General features: G+C 62.8%; 18 protein-coding genes and 2 pseudogenes. 15 read left to right on the forward strand and 5 right to left on the reverse strand.

All coding sequences use genetic code 11. The features are described from left to right. Positions 1-12: 12 nt before the first annotated feature. From XaFJ1_RS07935 to XaFJ1_RS07950, 4 genes are all read right to left on the reverse strand, one after another. Positions 13-249, reverse strand: coding sequence for a SlyX family protein (locus tag XaFJ1_RS07935; RefSeq protein ID WP_012916152.1), 237 nt, complete (start codon positions 247-249; stop codon positions 13-15). After that, positions 239-1,585, reverse strand: coding sequence for a UDP-glucose dehydrogenase family protein (locus XaFJ1_RS07940; RefSeq protein ID WP_012916153.1), 1,347 nt, complete (start codon positions 1,583-1,585; stop codon positions 239-241). Before XaFJ1_RS07940 ends, XaFJ1_RS07935 begins: the two co-directional genes overlap by 11 nt. 15 nt (positions 1,586-1,600) lie before the next feature. Further along, complete coding sequence (locus XaFJ1_RS07945) at positions 1,601-2,548, reverse strand: FKBP-type peptidyl-prolyl cis-trans isomerase (RefSeq protein ID WP_012916154.1); 948 nt, start codon at positions 2,546-2,548, stop codon at positions 1,601-1,603. Positions 2,549-2,636: 88 nt separating this feature from the next. Continuing rightward, positions 2,637-3,203, reverse strand: a complete 567-nt coding sequence (locus tag XaFJ1_RS07950) for a glutathione peroxidase (RefSeq protein ID WP_012916155.1) — start codon at positions 3,201-3,203, stop codon at positions 2,637-2,639. A 364-nt stretch (positions 3,204-3,567) separates the two neighbouring features. Between XaFJ1_RS07950 and XaFJ1_RS07955 the strand changes: the two genes are divergently transcribed. From XaFJ1_RS07955 to XaFJ1_RS07980, 6 genes are all read left to right on the forward strand, one after another. Beyond that, positions 3,568-3,930, forward strand: a complete 363-nt coding sequence (locus tag XaFJ1_RS07955) for a GntR family transcriptional regulator (protein ID WP_012916156.1) — start codon at positions 3,568-3,570, stop codon at positions 3,928-3,930. Further along, the gene (locus tag XaFJ1_RS07960; protein WP_012916157.1) at positions 3,927-4,808 is read left to right on the forward strand and encodes an ABC transporter ATP-binding protein; all 882 of its coding nucleotides are present in this window, start codon (positions 3,927-3,929) and stop codon (positions 4,806-4,808) included. Before XaFJ1_RS07955 ends, XaFJ1_RS07960 begins: the two co-directional genes overlap by 4 nt. Further along, positions 4,805-5,785, forward strand: a complete 981-nt coding sequence (locus XaFJ1_RS07965; RefSeq protein WP_012916158.1) for a hypothetical protein — start codon at positions 4,805-4,807, stop codon at positions 5,783-5,785. The genes XaFJ1_RS07960 and XaFJ1_RS07965 overlap by 4 nt, the downstream gene beginning before the upstream one ends. A 49-nt stretch (positions 5,786-5,834) precedes the next feature. Then, positions 5,835-6,662: a DUF4097 family beta strand repeat-containing protein gene (locus tag XaFJ1_RS07970; RefSeq protein WP_012916159.1), complete on the forward strand. Its 828-nt coding sequence runs from the start codon at positions 5,835-5,837 to the stop codon at positions 6,660-6,662. A 71-nt stretch (positions 6,663-6,733) separates the two neighbouring features. Continuing rightward, positions 6,734-7,270, forward strand: a complete 537-nt coding sequence (locus XaFJ1_RS07975; RefSeq protein WP_230598070.1) for a DUF2884 family protein — start codon at positions 6,734-6,736, stop codon at positions 7,268-7,270. Between the two features lie 150 nt (positions 7,271-7,420). Beyond that, the gene (locus XaFJ1_RS07980) at positions 7,421-7,864 is read left to right on the forward strand and encodes a hypothetical protein (RefSeq protein WP_012916161.1); all 444 of its coding nucleotides are present in this window, start codon (positions 7,421-7,423) and stop codon (positions 7,862-7,864) included. Positions 7,865-7,908: 44 nt separating this feature from the next. On the opposite strand, the gene XaFJ1_RS07985 is transcribed toward XaFJ1_RS07980, so the two are convergent. Beyond that, positions 7,909-9,330, reverse strand: a complete 1,422-nt coding sequence (locus tag XaFJ1_RS07985; RefSeq protein WP_012916162.1) for a class II fumarate hydratase — start codon at positions 9,328-9,330, stop codon at positions 7,909-7,911. 124 nt (positions 9,331-9,454) lie between these two features. Here XaFJ1_RS07985 and XaFJ1_RS16520 point away from each other — a divergent pair. The 9 genes and pseudogenes from XaFJ1_RS16520 to XaFJ1_RS08025 form a co-directional block, all read left to right on the forward strand. After that, positions 9,455-9,601 (forward strand): annotated as a pseudogene (locus tag XaFJ1_RS16520) (HlyC/CorC family transporter); the annotation flags it as partial. 69 nt (positions 9,602-9,670) lie between these two features. After that, entirely contained in the window at positions 9,671-11,038 is a 1,368-nt protein-coding gene (gene purB / locus XaFJ1_RS07990; protein ID WP_012916163.1) for an adenylosuccinate lyase, read from the forward strand. Positions 11,039-11,043: 5 nt separating this feature from the next. Beyond that, positions 11,044-11,208 carry a DUF3060 domain-containing protein gene (locus XaFJ1_RS07995; RefSeq protein WP_080929708.1) on the forward strand — a complete coding sequence of 55 codons (165 nt, stop codon included), beginning with the start codon at positions 11,044-11,046 and terminating at the stop codon, positions 11,206-11,208. Between the two features lie 160 nt (positions 11,209-11,368). Continuing rightward, positions 11,369-12,592: pseudogene (locus XaFJ1_RS08000) on the forward strand (ribosomal protein uL16 3-hydroxylase); the annotation flags it as partial. Between the two features lie 10 nt (positions 12,593-12,602). After that, positions 12,603-13,490, forward strand: a complete 888-nt coding sequence (locus XaFJ1_RS08005; protein WP_012916165.1) for a GNAT family N-acetyltransferase — start codon at positions 12,603-12,605, stop codon at positions 13,488-13,490. Between the two features lie 184 nt (positions 13,491-13,674). Then, positions 13,675-16,500: a 2-oxoglutarate dehydrogenase E1 component gene (locus XaFJ1_RS08010; RefSeq protein ID WP_012916166.1), complete on the forward strand. Its 2,826-nt coding sequence runs from the start codon at positions 13,675-13,677 to the stop codon at positions 16,498-16,500. A gap of 46 nt (positions 16,501-16,546) precedes the next feature. Next, positions 16,547-17,761, forward strand: coding sequence for a dihydrolipoyllysine-residue succinyltransferase (sucB, locus tag XaFJ1_RS08015; RefSeq protein ID WP_012916167.1), 1,215 nt, complete (start codon positions 16,547-16,549; stop codon positions 17,759-17,761). A 125-nt stretch (positions 17,762-17,886) separates the two neighbouring features. Next, positions 17,887-19,326, forward strand: a complete 1,440-nt coding sequence (lpdA, locus tag XaFJ1_RS08020) for a dihydrolipoyl dehydrogenase (RefSeq protein ID WP_012916168.1) — start codon at positions 17,887-17,889, stop codon at positions 19,324-19,326. A gap of 161 nt (positions 19,327-19,487) precedes the next feature. Continuing rightward, positions 19,488-20,054, forward strand: a complete 567-nt coding sequence (locus XaFJ1_RS08025; protein ID WP_012916169.1) for an LOG family protein — start codon at positions 19,488-19,490, stop codon at positions 20,052-20,054. The last annotated feature ends 38 nt before the right edge of the window (positions 20,055-20,092 follow it).

The following is a 20,092-nucleotide window of genomic DNA, read 5'->3' on the forward strand; positions in this document are numbered from 1 at the left end:
CGATTCGGGGGATCAGTAATGCGGCGGTGGCGGTTCGTCGGAGGAATCGGCGTATAGCGTGCTGCGCACCTTGCCCAGATCCTCAAGCAGATGACGCAACAACGCCGCGTTACGCTGGCTTTCGGCACGCGCATCGGCCAACGCATCGCTCAACTCGGATAACGCCTGTTCCTGGAAGGATAGGCGCGTCTCCAATTCGATCAGGCGGTTTTCCAACAGCCTATCCTGTACAGAGACATCATGCTGCATGGATCGAACGTCCACGGCCAATACCGTAATAAGCCAAGCCGAAACTTTCCATTTCCTGCGGATCGTAGAGATTACGGCCATCGAACACCACTGCGTCGGCGATCAATTCCCTCATCCGTATGAAATCGGGACTGCGGAACTGCTTCCATTCGGTGACCACCACCAGCGCGTCGGCACCTTCCAAGGCCTGGAAAGCATCGCGGCAGAAGGTCAGATCGGCACGCTCGCCGAAGATACGCCTGGCCTCGTCGGTCGCCTCCGGATCGTAGGCGCGCACGCTGGCACCGGCTTCCCACAACTGCGCCAGCAATCGACGACTGGAGGCTGCGCGCATATCGTCGGTATTGGGCTTGAACGCCAGCCCCCACACCGCGAAGGTCTTGCCGGCCACGCACTGCGCGTCACCGTAATGGCGCTGGATCAAGGCATACAAGTGGCCCTTCTGGGCCTCGTTGACCGCTTCCACCGCGTCCAGCAGTTTCGCCGTGTGACCATGCTGCTGCGCGGTGCGCGTCAGCGCCTGCACGTCCTTGGGAAAACACGAGCCACCATAGCCGGCACCCGGATAGATGAAGTGCCAGCCGATGCGCGGATCCGAACCGATGCCCTGACGTACCCGCTCCACGTCGGCACCGACCCGCTCGGCAATGTTGGCGATCTCGTTCATGAAACTAATCTTGGTCGCCAGCATCGCATTGGCCGCGTACTTCGTCAGTTCGGCAGAGCGCACGTCCATCTCCACGATACGGTCGTGGTTGCGGTTGAACGGAGCGTATAGACGGCGCAAGGGCGTGGCCGAGGTCGGCTTGTTACTGCCGATCACGATGCGGTCCGGGCGCATGCAGTCGGCGACCGCGTCGCCTTCCTTGAGGAACTCCGGGTTGGACACTACGTCGAACTCGACCGCCACGCCTCGCGCCTGTAATTCCGCAGCAATGGCCGCGCGCACCTTGTCGGCGGTGCCGACCGGAACCGTGGATTTATTGACCACGATGGTCGGCCCCTGGATGTGCTGGCCGATGGTACGCGCCACCGCCAGCACGTACTGCAGATCGGCACTCCCGTCCTCGTCCGGCGGCGTGCCCACGGCGATGAACACGATGTCCCCATGCGCGATGGCGCTTGCCGCATCGACGGTGAACGACAGTCTGCGTGCCGCGTGGTTGGCCTTGACCATCGGCGAGAGACCAGGCTCGTAGATCGGGACCACGCCCCTGTTGAGCCCATCCACCTTTGCTTGGTCGATGTCTACGCACATCACATGGTGGCCGACCTCGGCCAGACACGTTCCGGTGACGAGGCCGACATAGCCGGTGCCGAATATCGCAACACGCACGTGATGTCCTTTCGGTTACTTAAGGATGCCCAAGAGTTCAACGTCGAAAGTCAACGTCGCATCCGGACCGATCGGACCACCCGGCGTCCCTTTGGCACCGTAGCCGAGGTTGGAAGGAATCCAGAAGCGGTACTTTGAGCCGACCGGCATCAGCGCGACGCCCTCGCTCCAGCCCGGAACCACCTGGTTGAGCATGAACTCAGCCGGCTGACCATTCTTGTAGGAGCTATCGAAGACAGTGCCGTCAAGCAGCTTGCCTTCGTAGTTCACCCGTACTTTACTGGTCGGCATCGGCCGCTCGCCGCTGCCCTGACGCAGCACCATGTACTGCAGCCCCGAGGGCGTGGTGATCACGCCTTTCTGGGTCTTGTTGTGCGCCAGGAAGGCATTGCCCTTTTCCCGGTTCTCCGTGGCCATCGCGGCCTGCTTGGAGGCGCCGAATGCCTGCAGGGTGGCCGCTGCCTGCTCCTGGGTCATGACCGTCTCGCCCTTGGCAAACACGGTACGCACCGCACCCAGCAGCGTCGGCAGGTCGATGTCCTTCTGGATGCGGGCCAACGATGGGCCGACCGCACGGTCGCCCAGCATCAGCCCGACATTTTCCTTGGAGACCTGCGGCGGTTGACTGCCTGGTGCCACACCCGGCGCTGGCTGACCGCTACGCGCAGCCAACTGGGTACGCAGCGCCGTGTCGGTCGCCTTGGTCTGCTCGTCGGACAGTAACGGCTTGCCGCCCTTGAACGCATTCTCGATCGCACGCTGCAACGCATTCAGATCGATATCCTGGGCAATCGGCTCGAACGAACGCGCGACATCCATGCCAATCGCGTAACTGACCTTCTGTTTCTCACTGCTCAGTGCCGCCGCTTTGTTGACCGCCGGCCCCTCCGCGAACGCATTGCCCACCATCACCACCATCCCCATCACCAGTGACGCCGCGGCGCCGCGTATTGCCATCTTCATTCGCTTACTTTCCTAGAAGTGAATTGCACGCGCCGGGATGGCGCAGGGGCCGCATTGTCGCACGCACGGCAGAGATGTTGCTTTGCATTCAATGTGAACCGGACTGCACTTTCAGTTCGCGTTCGATGGCGCTGCGCAATGCCGGATCATCCGGCGTGACCTTGCTCGGGAACTGCGCCACCACGCGACCATCGCGGGCGATCAAATATTTATGGAAGTTCCAGCCAGGCGCCACGCCGGTGGCCTGGGTCAATTGCCGGTACAACGTAGTTGCCTCGTTGCCGACCACATGCACCTTCTCGAACATCGGGAACTTGACCCCATACGTCAGCGTGCAGAACTCCTGAATCTGCTTTTCCGATCCCGGCTCCTGCCCCATGAAGTCGTTGGACGGAAAACCCAGCACGCTGAAACCCTGCGCCGCATAGCGCTGCTGCAACTTCTCCAGGCCTTCGTACTGCGGGGTATAGCCGCATTTGCTCGCGGTATTGACCACCAACAACACCTTGCCGCCATAGGTTTTGTTCAGATTGATCGCGTCCTTGCCGGCCAGCGGGCGGTAATCCACATCCAGCAAAGAGGCCGCCCAGGCGCTGCCGACGGCACCGACAGTAGCCAGGATCACTAGGAAAAACAAATGCTTGGGAAGTTTCATCGGACACCATGGAGTATGAAGACACCTGCGACCATACCGAAGGTTGGGATGCGGTGGGTTGACACGCTACGAAATAGTGATATAGTTAAGTACAACACCAATAAACAAGTACAGAAACGATGCGCCACGAACGCCTCCGGCACCACTTCCCAGCCGCACTGATCGTCGGCGCCCTGCTCCTGACTGGCGGGATCGGCGCCCTGTACAGCCTGGGACGGATGCGAGCTGATGGCGGCAGCCCCCTTCGCACCGGCAAAGCCGACGATGCAACACCCGTCACCCCACCAACGACCAGACAGCTGCGCACCTCGCTGTCGATGCCTTACTTCTCCTTCGCACGCGTATTGCACCCACGGAGCTGAGCATGAGCGACATTCATTGGAGCGACGGCGCTCCCATCTACCGGCAACTGAAAGATAAGGTGATCGCGATGATGCTCGACGGCCTCATCAAACCCGGTGACGCGCTCCCCTCGGTGCGCCAGGTCGCCGCCGAGTACAAACTCAACCCGATCACTGTCTCGCGGGCCTACCAGGAATTGGCCGACGAAGGCCTGGTCGAAAAACGCCGCGGACTGGGCATGTTCATGACCGAGGAAGCGGCGCAGAAACTGCGCGGCAGCGAACGCGAACGCTTTCTCACTGAAGATTGGCCCTTGATACTGGAACGCATCCAGCGTCTTGGCCTGACGTTAGAAGACCTGTTGTCAAAGGAGAGAACACCATGACCGCCGCTGTCCCCGCCTCCGAATCCGTTGTCTTCGCGCAAGGATTGCGCAAGACCTACAACAACGAGCCAGCACTGGCCGAGACATCTTTCGTCATCCAGCCCGGGCGTATCGTTGGCCTGATCGGTCCCAACGGCGCGGGCAAGACCACCGCGTTGAAGGCAATGCTCGGCCTGACCGCAGTGGAAGGCGAACTGCGCGTGCTCGGCCTGGACCCGCGCAAGCAGCGCGACGCGTTGATGAACCAAGTGTGCTTCATCGCCGACGTCGCGGTACTGCCACGCTGGATGCGGGTGCGCGAGGCGATCGACTTCGTCGCTGGCGTGCATCCACGCTTCGACCGTGCCAAATGCGAGCGTTTCCTCGCCAACACCAAGCTCTCGCCCAAACTGCGCGTGCGCGAAATGTCCAAGGGCATGATCGTGCAATTGCACCTGGCGCTGGTGATGTCTATCGACGCGCGCTTGCTGGTGCTGGACGAACCGACCCTGGGGCTGGACGTTTTGTACCGCAAAGAGTTCTACCAGCGCCTGCTGGAGGACTACTTCGACGCGCAAAAGACCATCGTCATCACCACCCATCAGGTGGAAGAGGTCGAACACATCCTCACCGACGTACTGTTCATCCGCGACGGTCGCATCGTGCTCAGCGCCGACATAGAAGACATTGCCACGCGCTACACCGAACTGCTGGTACCTGCCGAACGCCGCGAGGAGGCGCGTGCACTGCACCCCATCGACGAGCGCAGTCTGCCATTCGGCAAATCGGTCTTTCTCTACGACAGCGTGGCGCAGGCAGACCTCGCCACACTCGGCGAAACCCGCAACCCCGGCCTGGCCGATCTGTTCGTCGCCATCATGAAGGGCACCTACGCATGAATACTCCCGCCAAGACCATCACGTCCATATCCACGTTCAAGTGGCTGCTCAAGCGCGAGTTTTGGGAACATCGCGGCGGTTTTCTATGGGCGCCGGTCATCACCGGCGGCATCGTGGCCGTACTGTACGCGCTGCTGACAATGATCGGCAGCGTGGCAGGCCATAGTGGCGACAGCAACGACATCCATTTGGGAGATACTCCGGAAAGGGCCCACGAAATCATCGGCACGATTGGCGACGGCACCATGCTGGCCGGCGTGCTGCTGGCCTGTATCGTAATGGCCTTCGTGGTGTTCTTCTACGCGCTGGGCGCACTGTACGACGATCGCCGCGACCGTAGCGTGCTGTTTTGGAAATCACTGCCGGTGTCGGATCTGAGTACGGTACTGTCCAAGGCCGCATGGGCACTGCTGCTGGCGCCGATCCTGGCGCTGGGAATCGGCCTGCTGGTCGGCATAGCGCTGTGGCTAGTCACCGCCTTGACCCTGTCGTTCAACGGCGTCCAACAAAGCGGCGCGGTCTTCACCCATTCGCATCCGCTGCACATCATCGCCGGCGTGCTGTCCAACCTGCCGATCTACGCGATGTGGTCGCTGCCGACAATCGGCTGGCTGATGTTCTGCTCGGCCTGGGCACGCTCCAAGCCGTTCCTGTGGGCAGTGCTGATCCCGATCCTCGGCTGCGTTACCACCAGCATGATGAACATCCTGCCGATGCTGCATTTGAACGACAACTTGATCTGGTACACGGTGCTCTACCGCGGCCTGCTGAGCGTGATGCCCGGTACCTGGCTGCCGGTGCTGAGCAAAAGCGCGCCACCGACACAGATCGACAGTGCGCAGGACCTGGCCAACACGATCCAGCTCAGCGGTGCCTGGCGCATCTTCCAGCAACCCGATATCTGGATCGGTGCAGCGATCGGCGTCGCCTTCATCGGTGCCGCGATCTACCTGCGTCGCTGGCGCGACGAAGCCTGACCTGTTGCTCTGCCCCGTTTCTCCTTTTTGATCAGCAAGGATTTCCACCATGCGCAAGACCTTCGTCCTGTGCGCGCTGCTTGTGCCTGCCGTGGCCATGGCCGACGAGTGTAAGTATTCCGAACCGCGCGAACTAAAACTAAAACTGGATGGCATCAAGTCGGTGCTATTGGACGTACAACAAAACACCATCAAACTGACCGGCAACGGCAACGGCAACGGCATCTCCGAATTGCGCGGCAGCGCCTGCGCCTCCGATGCGGACATGCTGAAGGAACTCACCGTACACCAGCGGCGCGATGGCGATACGCTGGTGGTGACCCTACGACAGGAAGGCACGATTCACGGCATCAACCAGGGCAACCACTATGCCTATCTGAACATGGCCGGTAACGTTCCTGCCAACCTGCAAGTGCAGTTGCGCCTGGGTTCTGGCAATGCCGACATCGGCAGCGTCGCATCACTCGAAGCCAGGGTCGGCTCCGGCGACCTGCATGCGTCCGCCATCAATGGCCCAGTCACCGTCACTGTGGGATCGGGAGAGGTGGAATTGCACGGCATCGGCAGCCTGACCATGCCAACGCTCGGCTCGGGCGACGGCACAGTCACCCAGGTTGACGGCGACGTCAAGGTCGGCAACGTCGGCCCGGGCGACCTGAGCGTACACAACGTACATGGCAATGTGCAGATCGACAGCGTCGGCTCCGGCAACGTGCGGTTGAATGATGTCACCGGCAATGTCGCGCTCCATAGCATCGGCTCCGGCAACCTGCGCTTGGACAACATCGGCGGCAACCTGAGCGTGCAACGAACCGGCAGCGGCGACATCCACCAGCGCGGGGTGCGAGGCAACGTCCACTTACCCAAACCACGTTAACCTGGCGCCCTATACACCACTGCTTTATGCCATACGAGAACATTCCGATGCAGCATTGCTCCTCACTGCCCATGGCCGGCATTGTGCTGGCCTGCTTACTGACTCTGGCCGCCTGCCATCCTTCGACCACGGCCGACAATACCGTCGCAGATCGCCATGACGTGCATAGCACGACGGTCTTGAACGACGACATCATCCTCAATGCCGCAGGCCAACCACCGGCCATCATCGGCCACGACGGCAGCTTGTCGATCGACGGCAAACACATCGCGCTCAACGCCGAGCAGCGCGCGCTGCTGATGGCGTATCGAGGGCAACTCGAAACGCTCGGCAAACAGGGCATGGAGGTCGGCAAGCAAGGCGCGGCACTGGGAATCAAGGCCACTGGCGAGGCACTATCCAGTGTCTTCACCGGCAATACCGGCCACATCGGCGAGAACATCGAAGCCCAGGTCGAACAGGTGAAACAGGCAGCCATGCACATCTGCGGTCAGATCGCGGCACTGCAAACGGTGCAGAACTTACTCGTACAAAAGCTGCCGACGTTCCGTCCCTACGCACATTTGCAACGCAGCGACATTCAGCACTGCAAGGATTCGGACAGGTAATCGGCAGCGTATTGGCCATCAGCACCAAGGTGTCAGTCCCGCGGTTTGCCTTTGCAGCAAGGCAAAATCCTCTACACACCGATGACGAACAACGTATCTCGCTTAACACGCTCTAAAATGGCAGGAACTTTCCCGCGCCATCGCCGACCGATGAAGAAAAAAACACTACTCGCCTGGCTTTCTCTGTTTTCGCTATGTCTGCTGCTGGCCTCCTGTGGCGGGCACGGTGGCGATGCGGCATCCGCACGTGCCGAACGCAACAAGCCGCGCGTGGCGGTGGACAGCATGACCGTGATGCTGCGCCGCGCACCAGCCGCCAATGCCAGCATCGGCCCCGATGGCAGCTTGCGCATCGACGATATCCAACTGCCATTGCCCGAGGCACAACGCGTTCAGTTGCAACAGTTGTTCATGCAATTGCAGATGCAACGCCAGCGCAGCCTGGAAACCGCACCGGCGGACCCGAACATGCGCTCGGTAGGCTTCCCGTCCACACCGGAAATCCACGCGTTGCAGGAGGCGCTATTGCGCGATATCCCGCCACTGCAGGCGTATCGCGAGAGCTTCGACAACCTGCAGGCCGAGCGGCACTGAATCCGGCGACACCAACCAGCATCGCTCTCCAACGCACACGCAACTCAACCACCCCCGCTCGCACCAGCATGAATGCCACCTTCGGTCAGTGCTGCGGGATCCAGCAAACGGCGCAGTGCATCCTTGCTCAGGCCGCTGTCCTCGGCAGCCACGTCCAGCACCGGACGGTTTTCCTTGTAGGCGCGCTTGGCGATTGCAGCCGCCTTCTCGTAACCGATGATCGGATTCAGTGCAGTGACCAGGATCGGATTGCGTTCCAGCGCCTCGCGCACCCGCTCCTCGCGCACGCGCAAGCCAGCGATGGCACTGTCGGCCAATCGCCGCGACACGTTGCTCAACAACTGGATCGATTCCAACAAATTCGCCGCGATCAGCGGCAAGGTCACGTTCAACTGGAAGTTGCCGGTCTGCCCGGCGACAGTAATCGCGGTATGGTGGCCGATGACCTGCGCGCACACCATCACAGTGGCCTCGGGAATCACCGGGTTGACCTTGCCGGGCATGATCGAACTACCAGGCTGTAGTGCCGGCAACTCGATCTCGCCGAGACCGGCCAGCGGCCCGGCATTCATCCAGCGCAGGTCATTGGCGATCTTGATGAGCGCCACCGCCAGCGCATTGAGTTGGCCGGACAACTCCACCGCATCGTCCTGCGCGGCCAATCCTTCGAACTTGTTGTCGGCGCTTTCGAACTTGCAGTCGGTCAGCGTCGACAGCGCCTTGGCGACCTTACCGCCGAAGCGCGGATCGGCATTGATGCCGGTGCCGATCGCGGTGCCGCCCAGCGGCAACCGACGCAGCCGCTTAAGGCTATCGCTCACCCGCTCCTGCGCCGAGGCCAATTGCGCCGACCAGGCGCCGAATTCCTGGCCGAATGTCAGCGGCATCGCATCCATCAGGTGCGTGCGCCCGGTCTTGACCACGCGCTCCAACTGCCTGGCGCGCTTGTCGATGACCTTGCGCAGGTGCTTAAGCGCCGGCAGCAACTGCTCCTGCGCGGCCAGCAGCGCCGACACGCGAATCGCCGTGGGCACCACGTCGTTGGAACTCTGGCCGAGGTTGACGTGATCATTGGGATGCACCGCCGATGTGGCCTTGGCGCCGGACTTTGCCGCACGCGAAGCCAGCGTGGCGATGACCTCGTTGGCGTTCATGTTCGACGATGTACCCGAGCCGGTCTGGTAGATATCGACCGGGAACTGCGCATCGTGGCGGCCGTCGGCCACTTCCAGCGCAGCAGCCTGGATCGCCTTGGCGACGGCCTTGGGCAGCAATTCCAATTCTGCATTGACACCAGCTGCGGCAGCCTTGATCAATCCCAGCGCGCGAATGAAGCCGCGTGGCATCGGTCGGCCGGAAATCGGAAAATTCTGCACCGCACGCTGGGTCTGCGCACCCCACAGCGCATCGATGGGCACCTGCAGTTCGCCCATGCTGTCGTGTTCGACGCGATACTTCTCGCTCATGCGCAATCTCCAGATTCGGTGATGAGGTGTAACGAAATACGCGACTGGCGACGGGGAACCTGATCCCCTGCTGGCACCCACACACGATACTCCTGGCGTCGCGTCGCCACAGCCTGCGTCTGCAAAGGCGCTGGACTGGGGCAAGATCGAACACACCTGGCACCGCTACTCGCGCGAGGAACTGAAGCTGATTGTCGGCCGCCAGCAAGCTGGCGGCGGCGCCCCCGACTACGAACTGCCCCTGATGAGCCAGGCACTGGAGCTACCGGAAGCGGCAGGCCAAGTCCACTGACGCCGGACCGACGTAGAATGGCGCCCCCTCCCGCCGCCCCGCCCAGCCATGTCCGATTCCGCCCTGCTCGCCTTGTCACCGCTCGATGGCCGCTATGCCGGCAAGGTCGATGCCCTGCGGCCGATTTTCTCCGAATACGGCCTGATCAAGGCACGGGTGAAGGTAGAAATCGAATGGCTACTGGCGTTGGGTGCCGAACCGGGCGTGGTCGAACTGCCCGCGTTCTCCCCGGCCGCCACGCAGCGCCTGCGCGCTCTGGCCGAGCGCTTCAGCGTCGAACACGCCACGCGGGTCAAGCAGATCGAGCGCACCACCAACCACGACGTCAAGGCGGTGGAATACTTCATCAAGGAGCAACTCAAAGACGACGCCGAACTCGGCCCGGCGCTGGAATTCGTCCACTTCGCCTGCACCAGCGAGGACATCAACAACCTCAGCTACGGGTTGATGCTCGAGCAAGCCCGACGCGACGTGTTACTGCCTGTCCTGGATGAGGTGATCGCCTCGCTGCGCGCACTGGCCCATGCCCAGGCCGCGCAGCCGATGCTCTCGCGCACCCACGGCCAAACTGCCTCGCCCACCACCCTGGGCAAGGAAGTGGCCAATGTCGTCGCGCGCCTGGAACGCCAGCGCCGGCAGATCGCCGCGGTGGAACTGACCGGCAAGATCAACGGTGCGGTCGGCAACTACAACGCGCACATGGTCAGCTACCCGGATGTGAACTGGCCGGACTTCGCTCAACGCTTCGTCGAGAGCCTCGGCCTGGTGTTCAACCCCTACACCACGCAGATCGAGCCGCACGACAATGTCGCCGAACTAGGCGATGCCGCCCGCCGCGCCAACACCGTGCTGATCGACCTGGCCCGCGACATCTGGGGCTACATTTCGCTGGGCTATTTCAAGCAGAAACTGAAAGAAGGCGAAGTCGGCTCCTCGACCATGCCGCACAAGGTCAATCCGATCGATTTCGAAAACGCGGAAGGCAACTTTGGCATCGCCAACGCCTTGTTCGAGCATTTCTCGGGCAAGCTGCCGATCAGCCGCTGGCAGCGCGATCTGACCGACTCCACCGTGCTGCGCGCACTCGGCACCGCCTTCGGCCATACCCAGGTGGCGCTGGATTCGCTGACCAAGGGCCTGAGCAAGCTGACAGTGAATCCGCAACGCCTGCATGACGACCTCGATAGCGCCTGGGAAGTGCTGGCCGAAGCGGTGCAAACCGTCATGCGTCGCCACGGCCTACCCAACCCTTACGAACAATTGAAGGCCCTGACCCGTGGCCAGGGCATCACCGCCGACTCGATGCAAGCCTTCGTCCAGACCCTGGACCTGCCCGAGGACGCCAAGCAGCGCCTGCGCACGCTGACGCCGGCCACATACGTCGGCCTGGCCGAACGCCTGGCGCGCACGATCTGAGCCGGATGCACCGCATCGCCACGCTGGAGGTATCCGGCAACGAGAACCCATTGCATACAACCGAGATCGGCAAGATCGTATTGCATGGCAACAGCAACGCCATCGTCGAACACAGCGGCACTGCCCAGATCGAAGATGACGGCAAGGACAAGCGTATTCCCGGCCAATGAGGCCACAGAGCCCATCAGACACAGAGGTTGCCGATGGCCTCGACCTATCGCCCGACGACCTCTGTACACAACCGTTCGCACGCAACGCGGGGCACGCGGCCTGGGCGACAATGGCGTCATCGTCGGCACCGTCGCCGGCTTGCCCCTGCCGAATGCCACCATGAAAAAAACCACCGCGCTCCCGATTGAACTCTCTGCCACCCGGCAGTACCCCCTGGGCATGTCCGCCGCGAGCTTCCTGCGCGACTACTGGCAAAAGCGTCCGCTGCTGATCCGCAATGCCTTCCCCGACTTCGTCTCACCGATCGAGCCAGACGACCTAGCCGGGCTGGCTTGCGAGGAAGCCGCACTATCGCGCTTGGTGATACACGACCGCGCAACCGACCGCTGGAGCTTGCGCAACGGACCGTTCCAGGAACACGAGTTTCCCGGCATGCCCGATCACGACTGGACCCTGCTGGTACAGGATGTGGATAAATGGGACCCGGATATCCGCGCCCTGCTCGGGCAGTTCCGTTTTCTGCCGCGCTGGCGCGTGGACGACGTGATGGTCAGCTTCGCCGCGCGCGGCGGTTCGGTCGGCGCCCATGTGGACCACTACGACGTCTTCCTGCTGCAGGCGCATGGCCGGCGCCGCTGGCAGATCGACGCCAGCGCCTCGATGGGGCGCCCACCGCCGCCCACCGAGTTCCGCGAAGACGTGGAACTGAAACTGTTACGCCAGTTTGCCCCGACCCACGACTGGGTGCTGGAACCGGGCGACATGCTGTACTTGCCGCCGATGGTGCCGCACCATGGCGTCGCCGAGGACGCCTGCCTGACGTTCTCGGTAGGCATGCGCGCCCCGTCCTCGGCCGAACTGATCGCCGATTATCTGGACACCCTGATCGACGGTGCCGACGAGGCGCTGCGCTACCACGACGAGGACCTGCTGGCGCCAACCGATCCCCACGAGATCGACGCGGCGGCGATGGGTCGGGTGGTCGAGGCGTTGAACGCACTGCGGATGAACGATCCGGACCGCCTCGGCGCCTGGTTCGGTCGCTTCATCACCACCTACCGTGCCGGCGGCGAAATCCTGCCGCCGAGTAACCTGCCGCCGGTCGAAGAAACTGCCGCGGCGCTCGCGCAGGGCCTGGTCCTGCAGCGGCATCCGTGGGCCCGGCTGGCCTGGCGACGGGCCAGCCGCGGCGCCATGCTGTTCTGCAACGGGATGGAATTCGCGCTGCCGATCCAGGACGCCAAGCGCCTGGCGGCGGCCGAACACCTGGACGCGACCGATTACGCGGCGTTGTCGGCGACCGGTCGGCAGACGCTGCTGCAACTGATCCAGAGCGGTTTCTACCAGCCACTGGACAGCGAGGACGAGCGCGACAGCGAGGACTGATCCCCCGATGCCCACCTCTGCTTTCCGCCTGGATGTCCTCGATCCCGCCCGGCAGGGCGCGGAACTACGCACGCTGCGTGCCCAAGCCGGATGCGCCGAGGACCCGTCGGATGCCGCAGCCGATGCGCTGGGCTACCACCTGATGGCACGCAGCGACGACGGCCAGCCGGTCGGCAGTGCGCGGCTCGGTGCCGATCGACGCATCGGTGCGATGGCCGTACTGCCGGCCTGGCGTGGCCGCGGCGTCGGTCGCGCGCTCCTACAGTCACTGCTGCTGGAAGCGCAACGCCGCCAATGGCCGCAACTAGACCTGCTGGCCCCGCCGACGGCGCTAGCCTTCTATGCGCGCCACGGCTTCCTGCCGCAGCCGTTGGCCGATCACGACCACGGCAGCGGCCAGCGGCTGCGCTGGCGGCTAGGCGTCAGCAAGGTGGAAGACGCCGCCGCCGCCGTCGCGGCTTGCATCGGAATCCTGGCGCATGCCCGGCGGCACGTGCTGATCCACAGTCGCGCGCTGGATCCTGGCCTGCTGGACAGCCCCCAAGTACTGGCGCAACTGCGCCGTTTCGCCGTCGCGCCACATGCCAAGCAGGTGTGCGTGCTCCTGCACGATGCGGCCGCAATACAACGCGCCGGCGCGCCACTGGTCGCGATGGCGCAGCGACTCCCAAGCGTGTTCCAGTTCCGCGCGGTGACCGACCTAGTGGACCGCAACGACGCCACCGCCTACCTCGTCAACGAGGCGAGCGGCTATTACTTTCGTCCGCTCGGTCACCGCTACGAGGGGGAGGCCGACCTACTCGGCGATGGTCGCGCACGTCAGCTACGCAGCACGTTCGCCCCAGTCTGGGAGCGTGCACGGGTCTGCACCGAACTACGTGCGTTGGGCTGGTAAGACCCACGCAGCGCCCCCCGAAAGGGATCACGCATGAACCGGCATTCGACCGAAGGCCAGCCAATGCACACCCTGGGTGGTTCATGAGAGTATAATTTTTACGTTTGATTACGCCCGCGTGCGCGGCCTCGTGTCCGCCGCTCCTAGCAAGCCTACCCATCAAAAACGAGCTGACCCCACCATCGTGGACAATCTACTCAAGCAGTTTGCGCAGTCATCGCAACTCGCCGCCGGCAATGCCGCCTATATCGAAGACCTGTACGAGCAGTACCTGGTCTCTCCCGACAGCATCGATCCCAAATGGAAAACCTACTTCGACGGCTTCCAAGGCCGCGATGCCGGTGACGTCCCCCATTCTGCGGTCATCGCCCACATCGCCAGCGCGGCACGCCAGGCCGGCAACAGCGGCACTGGCCCGAGCGGCGACGAGCGCGAGCGCCATGTCGGTCGCCTGATTACCGCCTACCGCTCGCGCGGCCACCTTGGCGCGCGCCTGGACCCACTGGGCCTGACCCCACCAATCAATCCGCCAGACCTGGGCCTGCCGTTCCACAGCCTGTCTGAAAGCGACTTGGGCAGCGAGTTCAGCACCGGTGGCCTGGGCGGACAGCCGCGGATGAAACTGCGCGATCTGCTGGCACGGCTGAAGGCGACCTACACGGGGTCGATCGGCAGCGAATTCATGCATATCTCCGAGTTCGAACAGCGCCAGTGGATCTACCAACGCCTGGAGAACGTCGGTGGTCAGATCACCGCCGATGTCGCCAGCCGTCGCCGCATCCTGGAGCGGATCACCGCCGCCGAAGGCCTGGAGCGTTACCTGCACACCAAGTACGTCGGCCAGAAACGCTTCTCGCTGGAAGGCGGCGACGCGCTGATCCCGCTGATGGACGTGCTGGTGCAGCGCGGTGGCAGCGACGCGGTCAAAGACATCGTAATCGGCATGGCCCACCGTGGTCGCTTGAACGTGCTGGTCAATACCCTGGGCAAGAACCCACGCAAACTGTTCGACGAGTTCGAAGGCAAGTTCGAGCACGCCCACGACGACCGCGCCCACACCGGCGACGTGAAGTACCACATGGGGTTCTCCGCCGACGTGGCGGTGGCTAATGGCGCGTCGGTGCATCTGGCGCTGGCATTCAACCCCTCGCACCTGGAAATCGTCGACCCGGTGGTGGTCGGCAGCGTGCGTTCGCGTCAGGAGCGCTACGGCGATGCCGCGCGCAAGTCGGTGCTGCCGGTGATCATCCACGGCGATGCCGCGTTCGCCGGCCAGGGCGTGGTGATGGAGTTGTTCCAGATGTCCCAGGCGCGCGGCTTCGCGGTCGGCGGCACCGTGCACATCGTGATCAACAACCAGATCGGCTTCACCACCAGCGCCCGCGACGATGCGCGTTCCACGCTTTACTGCACCGACGTGGCGAAGATGATCGGTGCGCCAGTGTTCCACGTGAATGGCGATGATCCGGACGCGGTGGCGTTCGTGGCCAATATCGCCTACGACTTCCGGCAAAAATTCAACAAGGACGTGGTCATCGACTTGGTTTGCTACCGCCGCTGGGGCCACAACGAGGCCGACGAACCGGCAGCGACCCAGCCGGTGATGTACCAGACCATACGCAAGCACAAGACCACCCGCGAACTGTACGCCGCACAATTGGAAAGCGAAGGCGTACTCCAGCCCGGCGAAGGTCAGGCGCTGGTCGACGCGTACCGCAACAAGCTCGATTCGGGCGAGTACACCACCGAACTGGCGCCTCGCAAGCATGACGAATTCGCCATCGATTGGTCCAAGTACCTGTCCGGCAAGCTCTCGGACAAGGTGAACACCACAGTCAAGCGCAAGACGCTGGACCAGTTGGCCAAGATCATCACCACCATCCCCGAAAGCGTGGAACTGCATCCGCGTGTGGCCAAGATCTACGAAGACCGGGTGAAGATGGCCGCTGGCGAACTACCAGCCGATTGGGGCTTCGCCGAGAACCTGGCCTACGCCACACTGCTCAACGAGGGTCACAAACTGCGCCTGGTCGGCCAGGACGCCGGCCGCGGCACGTTCTTCCACCGTCACGCGATCCTGCACGACCAGAAGAACGACAGTTATTACCTGCCGCTGCGTCAGTTGGTGCAGAACCCGGAAGACGCCACCGTGATCGACTCGCTGCTCAGCGAGGAAGCGGTGATGGGCTTCGAGTACGGCTATTCGACCACCGACCCCAATGCCCTGTGCATCTGGGAAGCGCAGTTCGGCGACTTCGCCAACGGCGCGCAGGTGGTGATCGACCAGTTCATCGCCGCCGGCGAAGCCAAGTGGGGACGCATCGCCGGCCTGTCGCTGTTCCTGCCGCACGGGTACGAAGGCCAGGGTCCGGAGCATAGCTCCGCGCGCCTGGAGCGCTTCCTGCAACTGTGTGCCCTGGAAAACATGCTGGTCTGCGTGCCCACCACCCCGGCGCAGGCATTCCATATGATCCGTCGGCAGATGCGCATGTCCACGCGCAAGCCGCTGGTGGTGATGACGCCCAAGTCGCTGTTGCGCCACAAGCTGGCGGTATCGAGTCTGAAGGAACTGGCCGACGGCGAGTTCCAGCATTTGATCCCCGACTCCAAGGCCGAGCCGAAAAAGGTCAAGCGGGTCATCGCCTGCTCGGGCAAGGTGTATTACGACCTGCTCGAGGATCAACTCAAGCGCGGCCAGGAGGATGTCGCCATCCTGCGCGTGGAGCAGTTGTATCCGTTCCCGCGCGCACTGCTGGCCGCCGAGTTGAAGCGTTACGGCAATGCCACCGACCTGGTCTGGTGCCAGGAAGAACCCCAGAACCAAGGTGCCTGGTACCAGATCAAGCACCATCTGCAAGCCTGTCTGGCCGACGGGCAGAGCCTGCACTATGCCGGTCGACCGCGTTCGCCGTCTCCCGCGGCCGGCCATCTCGCCGAGCATCTGGAAGAGCAACTGAAGCTGGTCGCCGATGCGCTATTGAATCCGTTCAACGACCAAGTCGCTGAATAAAACTCCTTCCACACTTCCAAAAAGACACCACTAGGACCCTCCTGCAATGGCCACCGAAGTCAAAGTTCCGGTACTGCCCGAATCCGTATCCGATGCCACCATCGCCAGCTGGCACAAAAAAGCCGGCGACGCGGTCAAGCGCGACGAGAATCTGGTGGACCTGGAAACCGACAAGGTCGTGCTGGAAGTGCCCTCGCCCGTCGATGGCGTGTTGAAGGAAATCAAGTTCGAGACTGGCGCCAGCGTGACCAGTTCGCAGATCTTGGCGATCATCGAGGAAGGCGCGAGCGCCGCTGCGTCCCCGGCCGCAGCCAAGGACGCCGCCGCACCGACGCCGAGTGCGCCCAAAGCCGCCGCTGCGGAAACACCCAAGGCAGCCAAGGTGGAAACACCGAAAGCCTCCGGCGACGTGTCCAGCCTGCCGCCGGGCGCGCGCTTCAGCGCGATCACCGAGGGCGTGGATCCGGCACAGGTCGAAGGCACCGGCCGCCGTGGCGCAGTGACCAAGGAAGATATCCTCAATTACGCAAAGAACGGCGGTGCCGGCAAAGCATCCGGCGCGCGTCCGGAAGAGCGCGTGCCGATGACCCGCGTGCGTAAACGCATCGCCGAGCGCCTGATGCAGTCGAAGAACTCGACCGCGATGCTGACCACCTTCAACGAGGTCAACCTGGCCAAGGTTTCGGCCGCGCGCAAGGAACTGCAGGACGAGTTCCAGAAGGTCCACGGCATCAAGCTCGGCTTCATGAGCTTCTTCGTCAAGGCCGCAGCCAACGCGCTGCAGCGTTTCCCGTTGGTCAACGCCTCGATCGACGGCGAGGACATCATCTATCACGGTTACAGCGACATCTCCATCGCCGTGTCCACCGACAAGGGTCTGGTGACGCCGGTACTGCGCAATGTCGAGCGCCTGTCCTTTGCCGACATCGAACAGGGCATCGCCGATTACGCCAAGAAAGCGCGCGACGGCAAGCTGAGCCTGGAAGAACTACAGGGCGGCACCTTCACCGTGACCAACGGCGGCACCTTCGGCTCGCTGCTGTCGACCCCGATCATCAATCCGCCACAGAGCGCGATCCTGGGCATGCACGCGATCAAGGAGCGTCCGATCGCCGAGAACGGTCAGGTCGTGATCGCGCCAATGATGTATCTGGCACTGTCCTACGACCACCGCATCATCGACGGCAAGGATTCGGTGCAGTTCCTGGTAGACATCAAGAATCAGCTGGAAAACCCTGGCCGGATGCTGTTCGGCCTATAAGGTCCAGTCGCCGGGACGCGGGACTCGGCTAGCCAAACACACAAAGAGAGGCAACACGTCGGCAGTGCGCCGGCGTGTTGCCGCCTCCGACTCCCGACTCGCGTACAACACAGGACTCGCGCAACATGTCTGAACAACATTTCGACGTCGTCGTCATCGGTGCCGGTCCTGCCGGTTATCACGCGGCCATCCGCGCCGCCCAGTTGGGCTTGAAGACCGCCTGCATCGACGCGGCGCTGGGCAAGGACGGCAAGCCGGCCCTCGGCGGCACCTGCTTGCGGGTGGGCTGCATCCCGTCCAAGGCGCTTCTGGATTCCTCGCGCCAGTTCTGGAACATGGGCCACCTGTTCGGCGAACACGGCATCAGCTTCAAGGACGCCAAGATCGACGTCGAAGCGATGGTCGGCCGCAAGGACAAGATCGTCAAACAGTTCACCGGCGGCATCGCCATGTTGTTCAAGGCGAACAAGGTCACCGCGTTCTACGGCTTCGCGCAGTTGCAGGCGGGCAACATCGTCAAGGTCAAGCAACATGACGGCCAAGAGATCGCGCTCAAGGGCAGCAACGTGATCCTGGCCGCCGGTTCGGATTCGATCGAACTGCCGTTCGCCAAGTTCGATGGCGACAGCATCGTCGACAATGTCGGCGCGCTGGACTTCACCGAAGTTCCCAAGCGTCTGGCGGTGATCGGCGCCGGCGTGATTGGCCTGGAACTTGGCAGCGTGTGGAAGCGGCTAGGCGCCGAGGTCACCATCCTGGAAGCGATGCCGGCGCTCCTGGCCGCCGTCGATGCCGAAGTGGCCAAAACCGCGGCCAAGGAATTCAAGAAGCAGGGCCTGGACATCAAACTCGGCGCCAAGGTCTCCAAGACCGAGATCGTCGGCAAGGGCAAAAAAAGGGAAGTGCTGGTCACCTACACCGATGCCGCAGGAGAACAGAGCCTGACCGTGGACAAGCTGCTGGTGGCCGTCGGCCGCCGCGCGGCCACCCACAACTTGGTGGCAGAAGGAACTGGCGTCAAGCTCAACGCGCGCGGTCAGATCGAAGTGGATGCGCACTGCCATACCGGCGTGGACGGCGTGTGGGCAATCGGCGACTGCGTGCGCGGGCCGATGCTGGCACATAAGGGCTTCGAGGAAGGCATCGCGGTGGCCGAACTGATCGCCGGCCTACCCGGCCACGTCAACTTCGATACGATCCCCTGGGTGATCTACACCGAGCCGGAAATCGCCTGGGTCGGCAAGAACGAGCAAGAGTTGCAGGCCGAGGGCGTTCCCTACAAGGCTGGCAGTTTCCCGTTCGCGGCGATCGGCCGCGCGGTGGCGATGGGAGAGCCGGCGGGTTTCGTCAAGGTCATCGCCCATGCGGAGACGGACCGTGTGCTGGGCATGCATCTGGTCGGCGTCGGCGTCTCCGAACTGGTCCACGAAGGCGTGCTGACCATGGAATTCAACGGCTCGGCGGACGATCTGGCACGCATCTGCCATGCCCACCCCACCCTATCCGAAGCAATCCACGACGCGGCGATGGCGGTGAGCAAGCGGGCGATCCACAAGGCCAATTAAGGCCAGGCTCCGCAAAACCAGGACGCGTGCAAAGCCCGCACCCGCGACGCAGACGCCGGGCAATACCCGGCGTTTTGCGTTGCGGCAGTAGAACAGTTTACACACGCGAGCATTCCAGTTCGCCTCCCTGACAGCCTTCTCTCCATCCGACATCAGGCCCAATGAAAAGCATCTGCGTCTACTGCGGTTCCAATCCCGGCAATAAACCCGCCTATGTCGAGCGCGCCACCGCACTGGGCACACGCATCGCCCAGCAAGGTCTGCGCCTGATCTACGGCGGCGGCAATATCGGCTTGATGGGCACCATCGCCAACGCGGCGATGGCGGCTGGCGGTGAGGTCACCGGCGTCATCCCCCAGCAACTGGCCGACTGGGAAGTGGCACATCGCGGCCTCAGCGCACTGGAGATCGTTGATTCGATGCACGAACGCAAGTCACGCATGTTCGACCTGTCCGACGGTTTCGTGGCCCTACCTGGCGGCTTCGGTACCATGGAGGAAATCTTCGAGATGCTCACCTGGCGTCAGCTGCGCATCGGGCATAAGCCGTGCGCCTTCCTGGACATGGAAAACTTCTACGCGCCCCTGATCGGGATGATCGATCGTATGGTCGAAGAAGGCTTCCTACACCCAGACCAACGTGCCGACTTTTGGTACGGCAGCGACATCGACGCCATGCTGGGATGGATGCGTGACTACACGCGGGTGCAGGCATCGGCAATTGATTGACGGAAAACACCGCAGCGCACAGCAATAATGTCGGAAAA

It is taken from the genome of Xanthomonas albilineans (genome assembly GCF_009931595.1).
Lineage (GTDB): Bacteria > Pseudomonadota > Gammaproteobacteria > Xanthomonadales > Xanthomonadaceae > Xanthomonas_A > Xanthomonas_A albilineans.

Bases quoted from the DNA above. Each gene is read 5' to 3' on its own strand.
- XaFJ1_RS07935 (WP_012916152.1), bottom strand. From the start codon at position 249: ATGCAGCATGATGTCTCTGTACAGGATAGGCTGTTGGAAAACCGCCTG.
- XaFJ1_RS07945 (WP_012916154.1), bottom strand. From the start codon at position 2,548: ATGAAGATGGCAATACGCGGCGCCGCGGCGTCACTGGTGATGGGGATG.
- XaFJ1_RS07950 (WP_012916155.1), bottom strand. From the start codon at position 3,203: ATGAAACTTCCCAAGCATTTGTTTTTCCTAGTGATCCTGGCTACTGTC.
- XaFJ1_RS07955 (WP_012916156.1), top strand. From the start codon at position 3,568: ATGAGCGACATTCATTGGAGCGACGGCGCTCCCATCTACCGGCAACTG.
- XaFJ1_RS07960 (WP_012916157.1), top strand. From the start codon at position 3,927: ATGACCGCCGCTGTCCCCGCCTCCGAATCCGTTGTCTTCGCGCAAGGA.
- XaFJ1_RS07965 (WP_012916158.1), top strand. From the start codon at position 4,805: ATGAATACTCCCGCCAAGACCATCACGTCCATATCCACGTTCAAGTGG.
- XaFJ1_RS07970 (WP_012916159.1), top strand. From the start codon at position 5,835: ATGCGCAAGACCTTCGTCCTGTGCGCGCTGCTTGTGCCTGCCGTGGCC.
- XaFJ1_RS07975 (WP_230598070.1), top strand. From the start codon at position 6,734: ATGGCCGGCATTGTGCTGGCCTGCTTACTGACTCTGGCCGCCTGCCAT.
- XaFJ1_RS07980 (WP_012916161.1), top strand. From the start codon at position 7,421: ATGAAGAAAAAAACACTACTCGCCTGGCTTTCTCTGTTTTCGCTATGT.
- XaFJ1_RS07985 (WP_012916162.1), bottom strand. From the start codon at position 9,330: ATGAGCGAGAAGTATCGCGTCGAACACGACAGCATGGGCGAACTGCAG.
- purB (WP_012916163.1), top strand. From the start codon at position 9,671: ATGTCCGATTCCGCCCTGCTCGCCTTGTCACCGCTCGATGGCCGCTAT.
- XaFJ1_RS07995 (WP_080929708.1), top strand. From the start codon at position 11,044: ATGCACCGCATCGCCACGCTGGAGGTATCCGGCAACGAGAACCCATTG.
- XaFJ1_RS08005 (WP_012916165.1), top strand. From the start codon at position 12,603: ATGCCCACCTCTGCTTTCCGCCTGGATGTCCTCGATCCCGCCCGGCAG.
- sucB (WP_012916167.1), top strand. From the start codon at position 16,547: ATGGCCACCGAAGTCAAAGTTCCGGTACTGCCCGAATCCGTATCCGAT.
- lpdA (WP_012916168.1), top strand. From the start codon at position 17,887: ATGTCTGAACAACATTTCGACGTCGTCGTCATCGGTGCCGGTCCTGCC.
- XaFJ1_RS08025 (WP_012916169.1), top strand. From the start codon at position 19,488: ATGAAAAGCATCTGCGTCTACTGCGGTTCCAATCCCGGCAATAAACCC.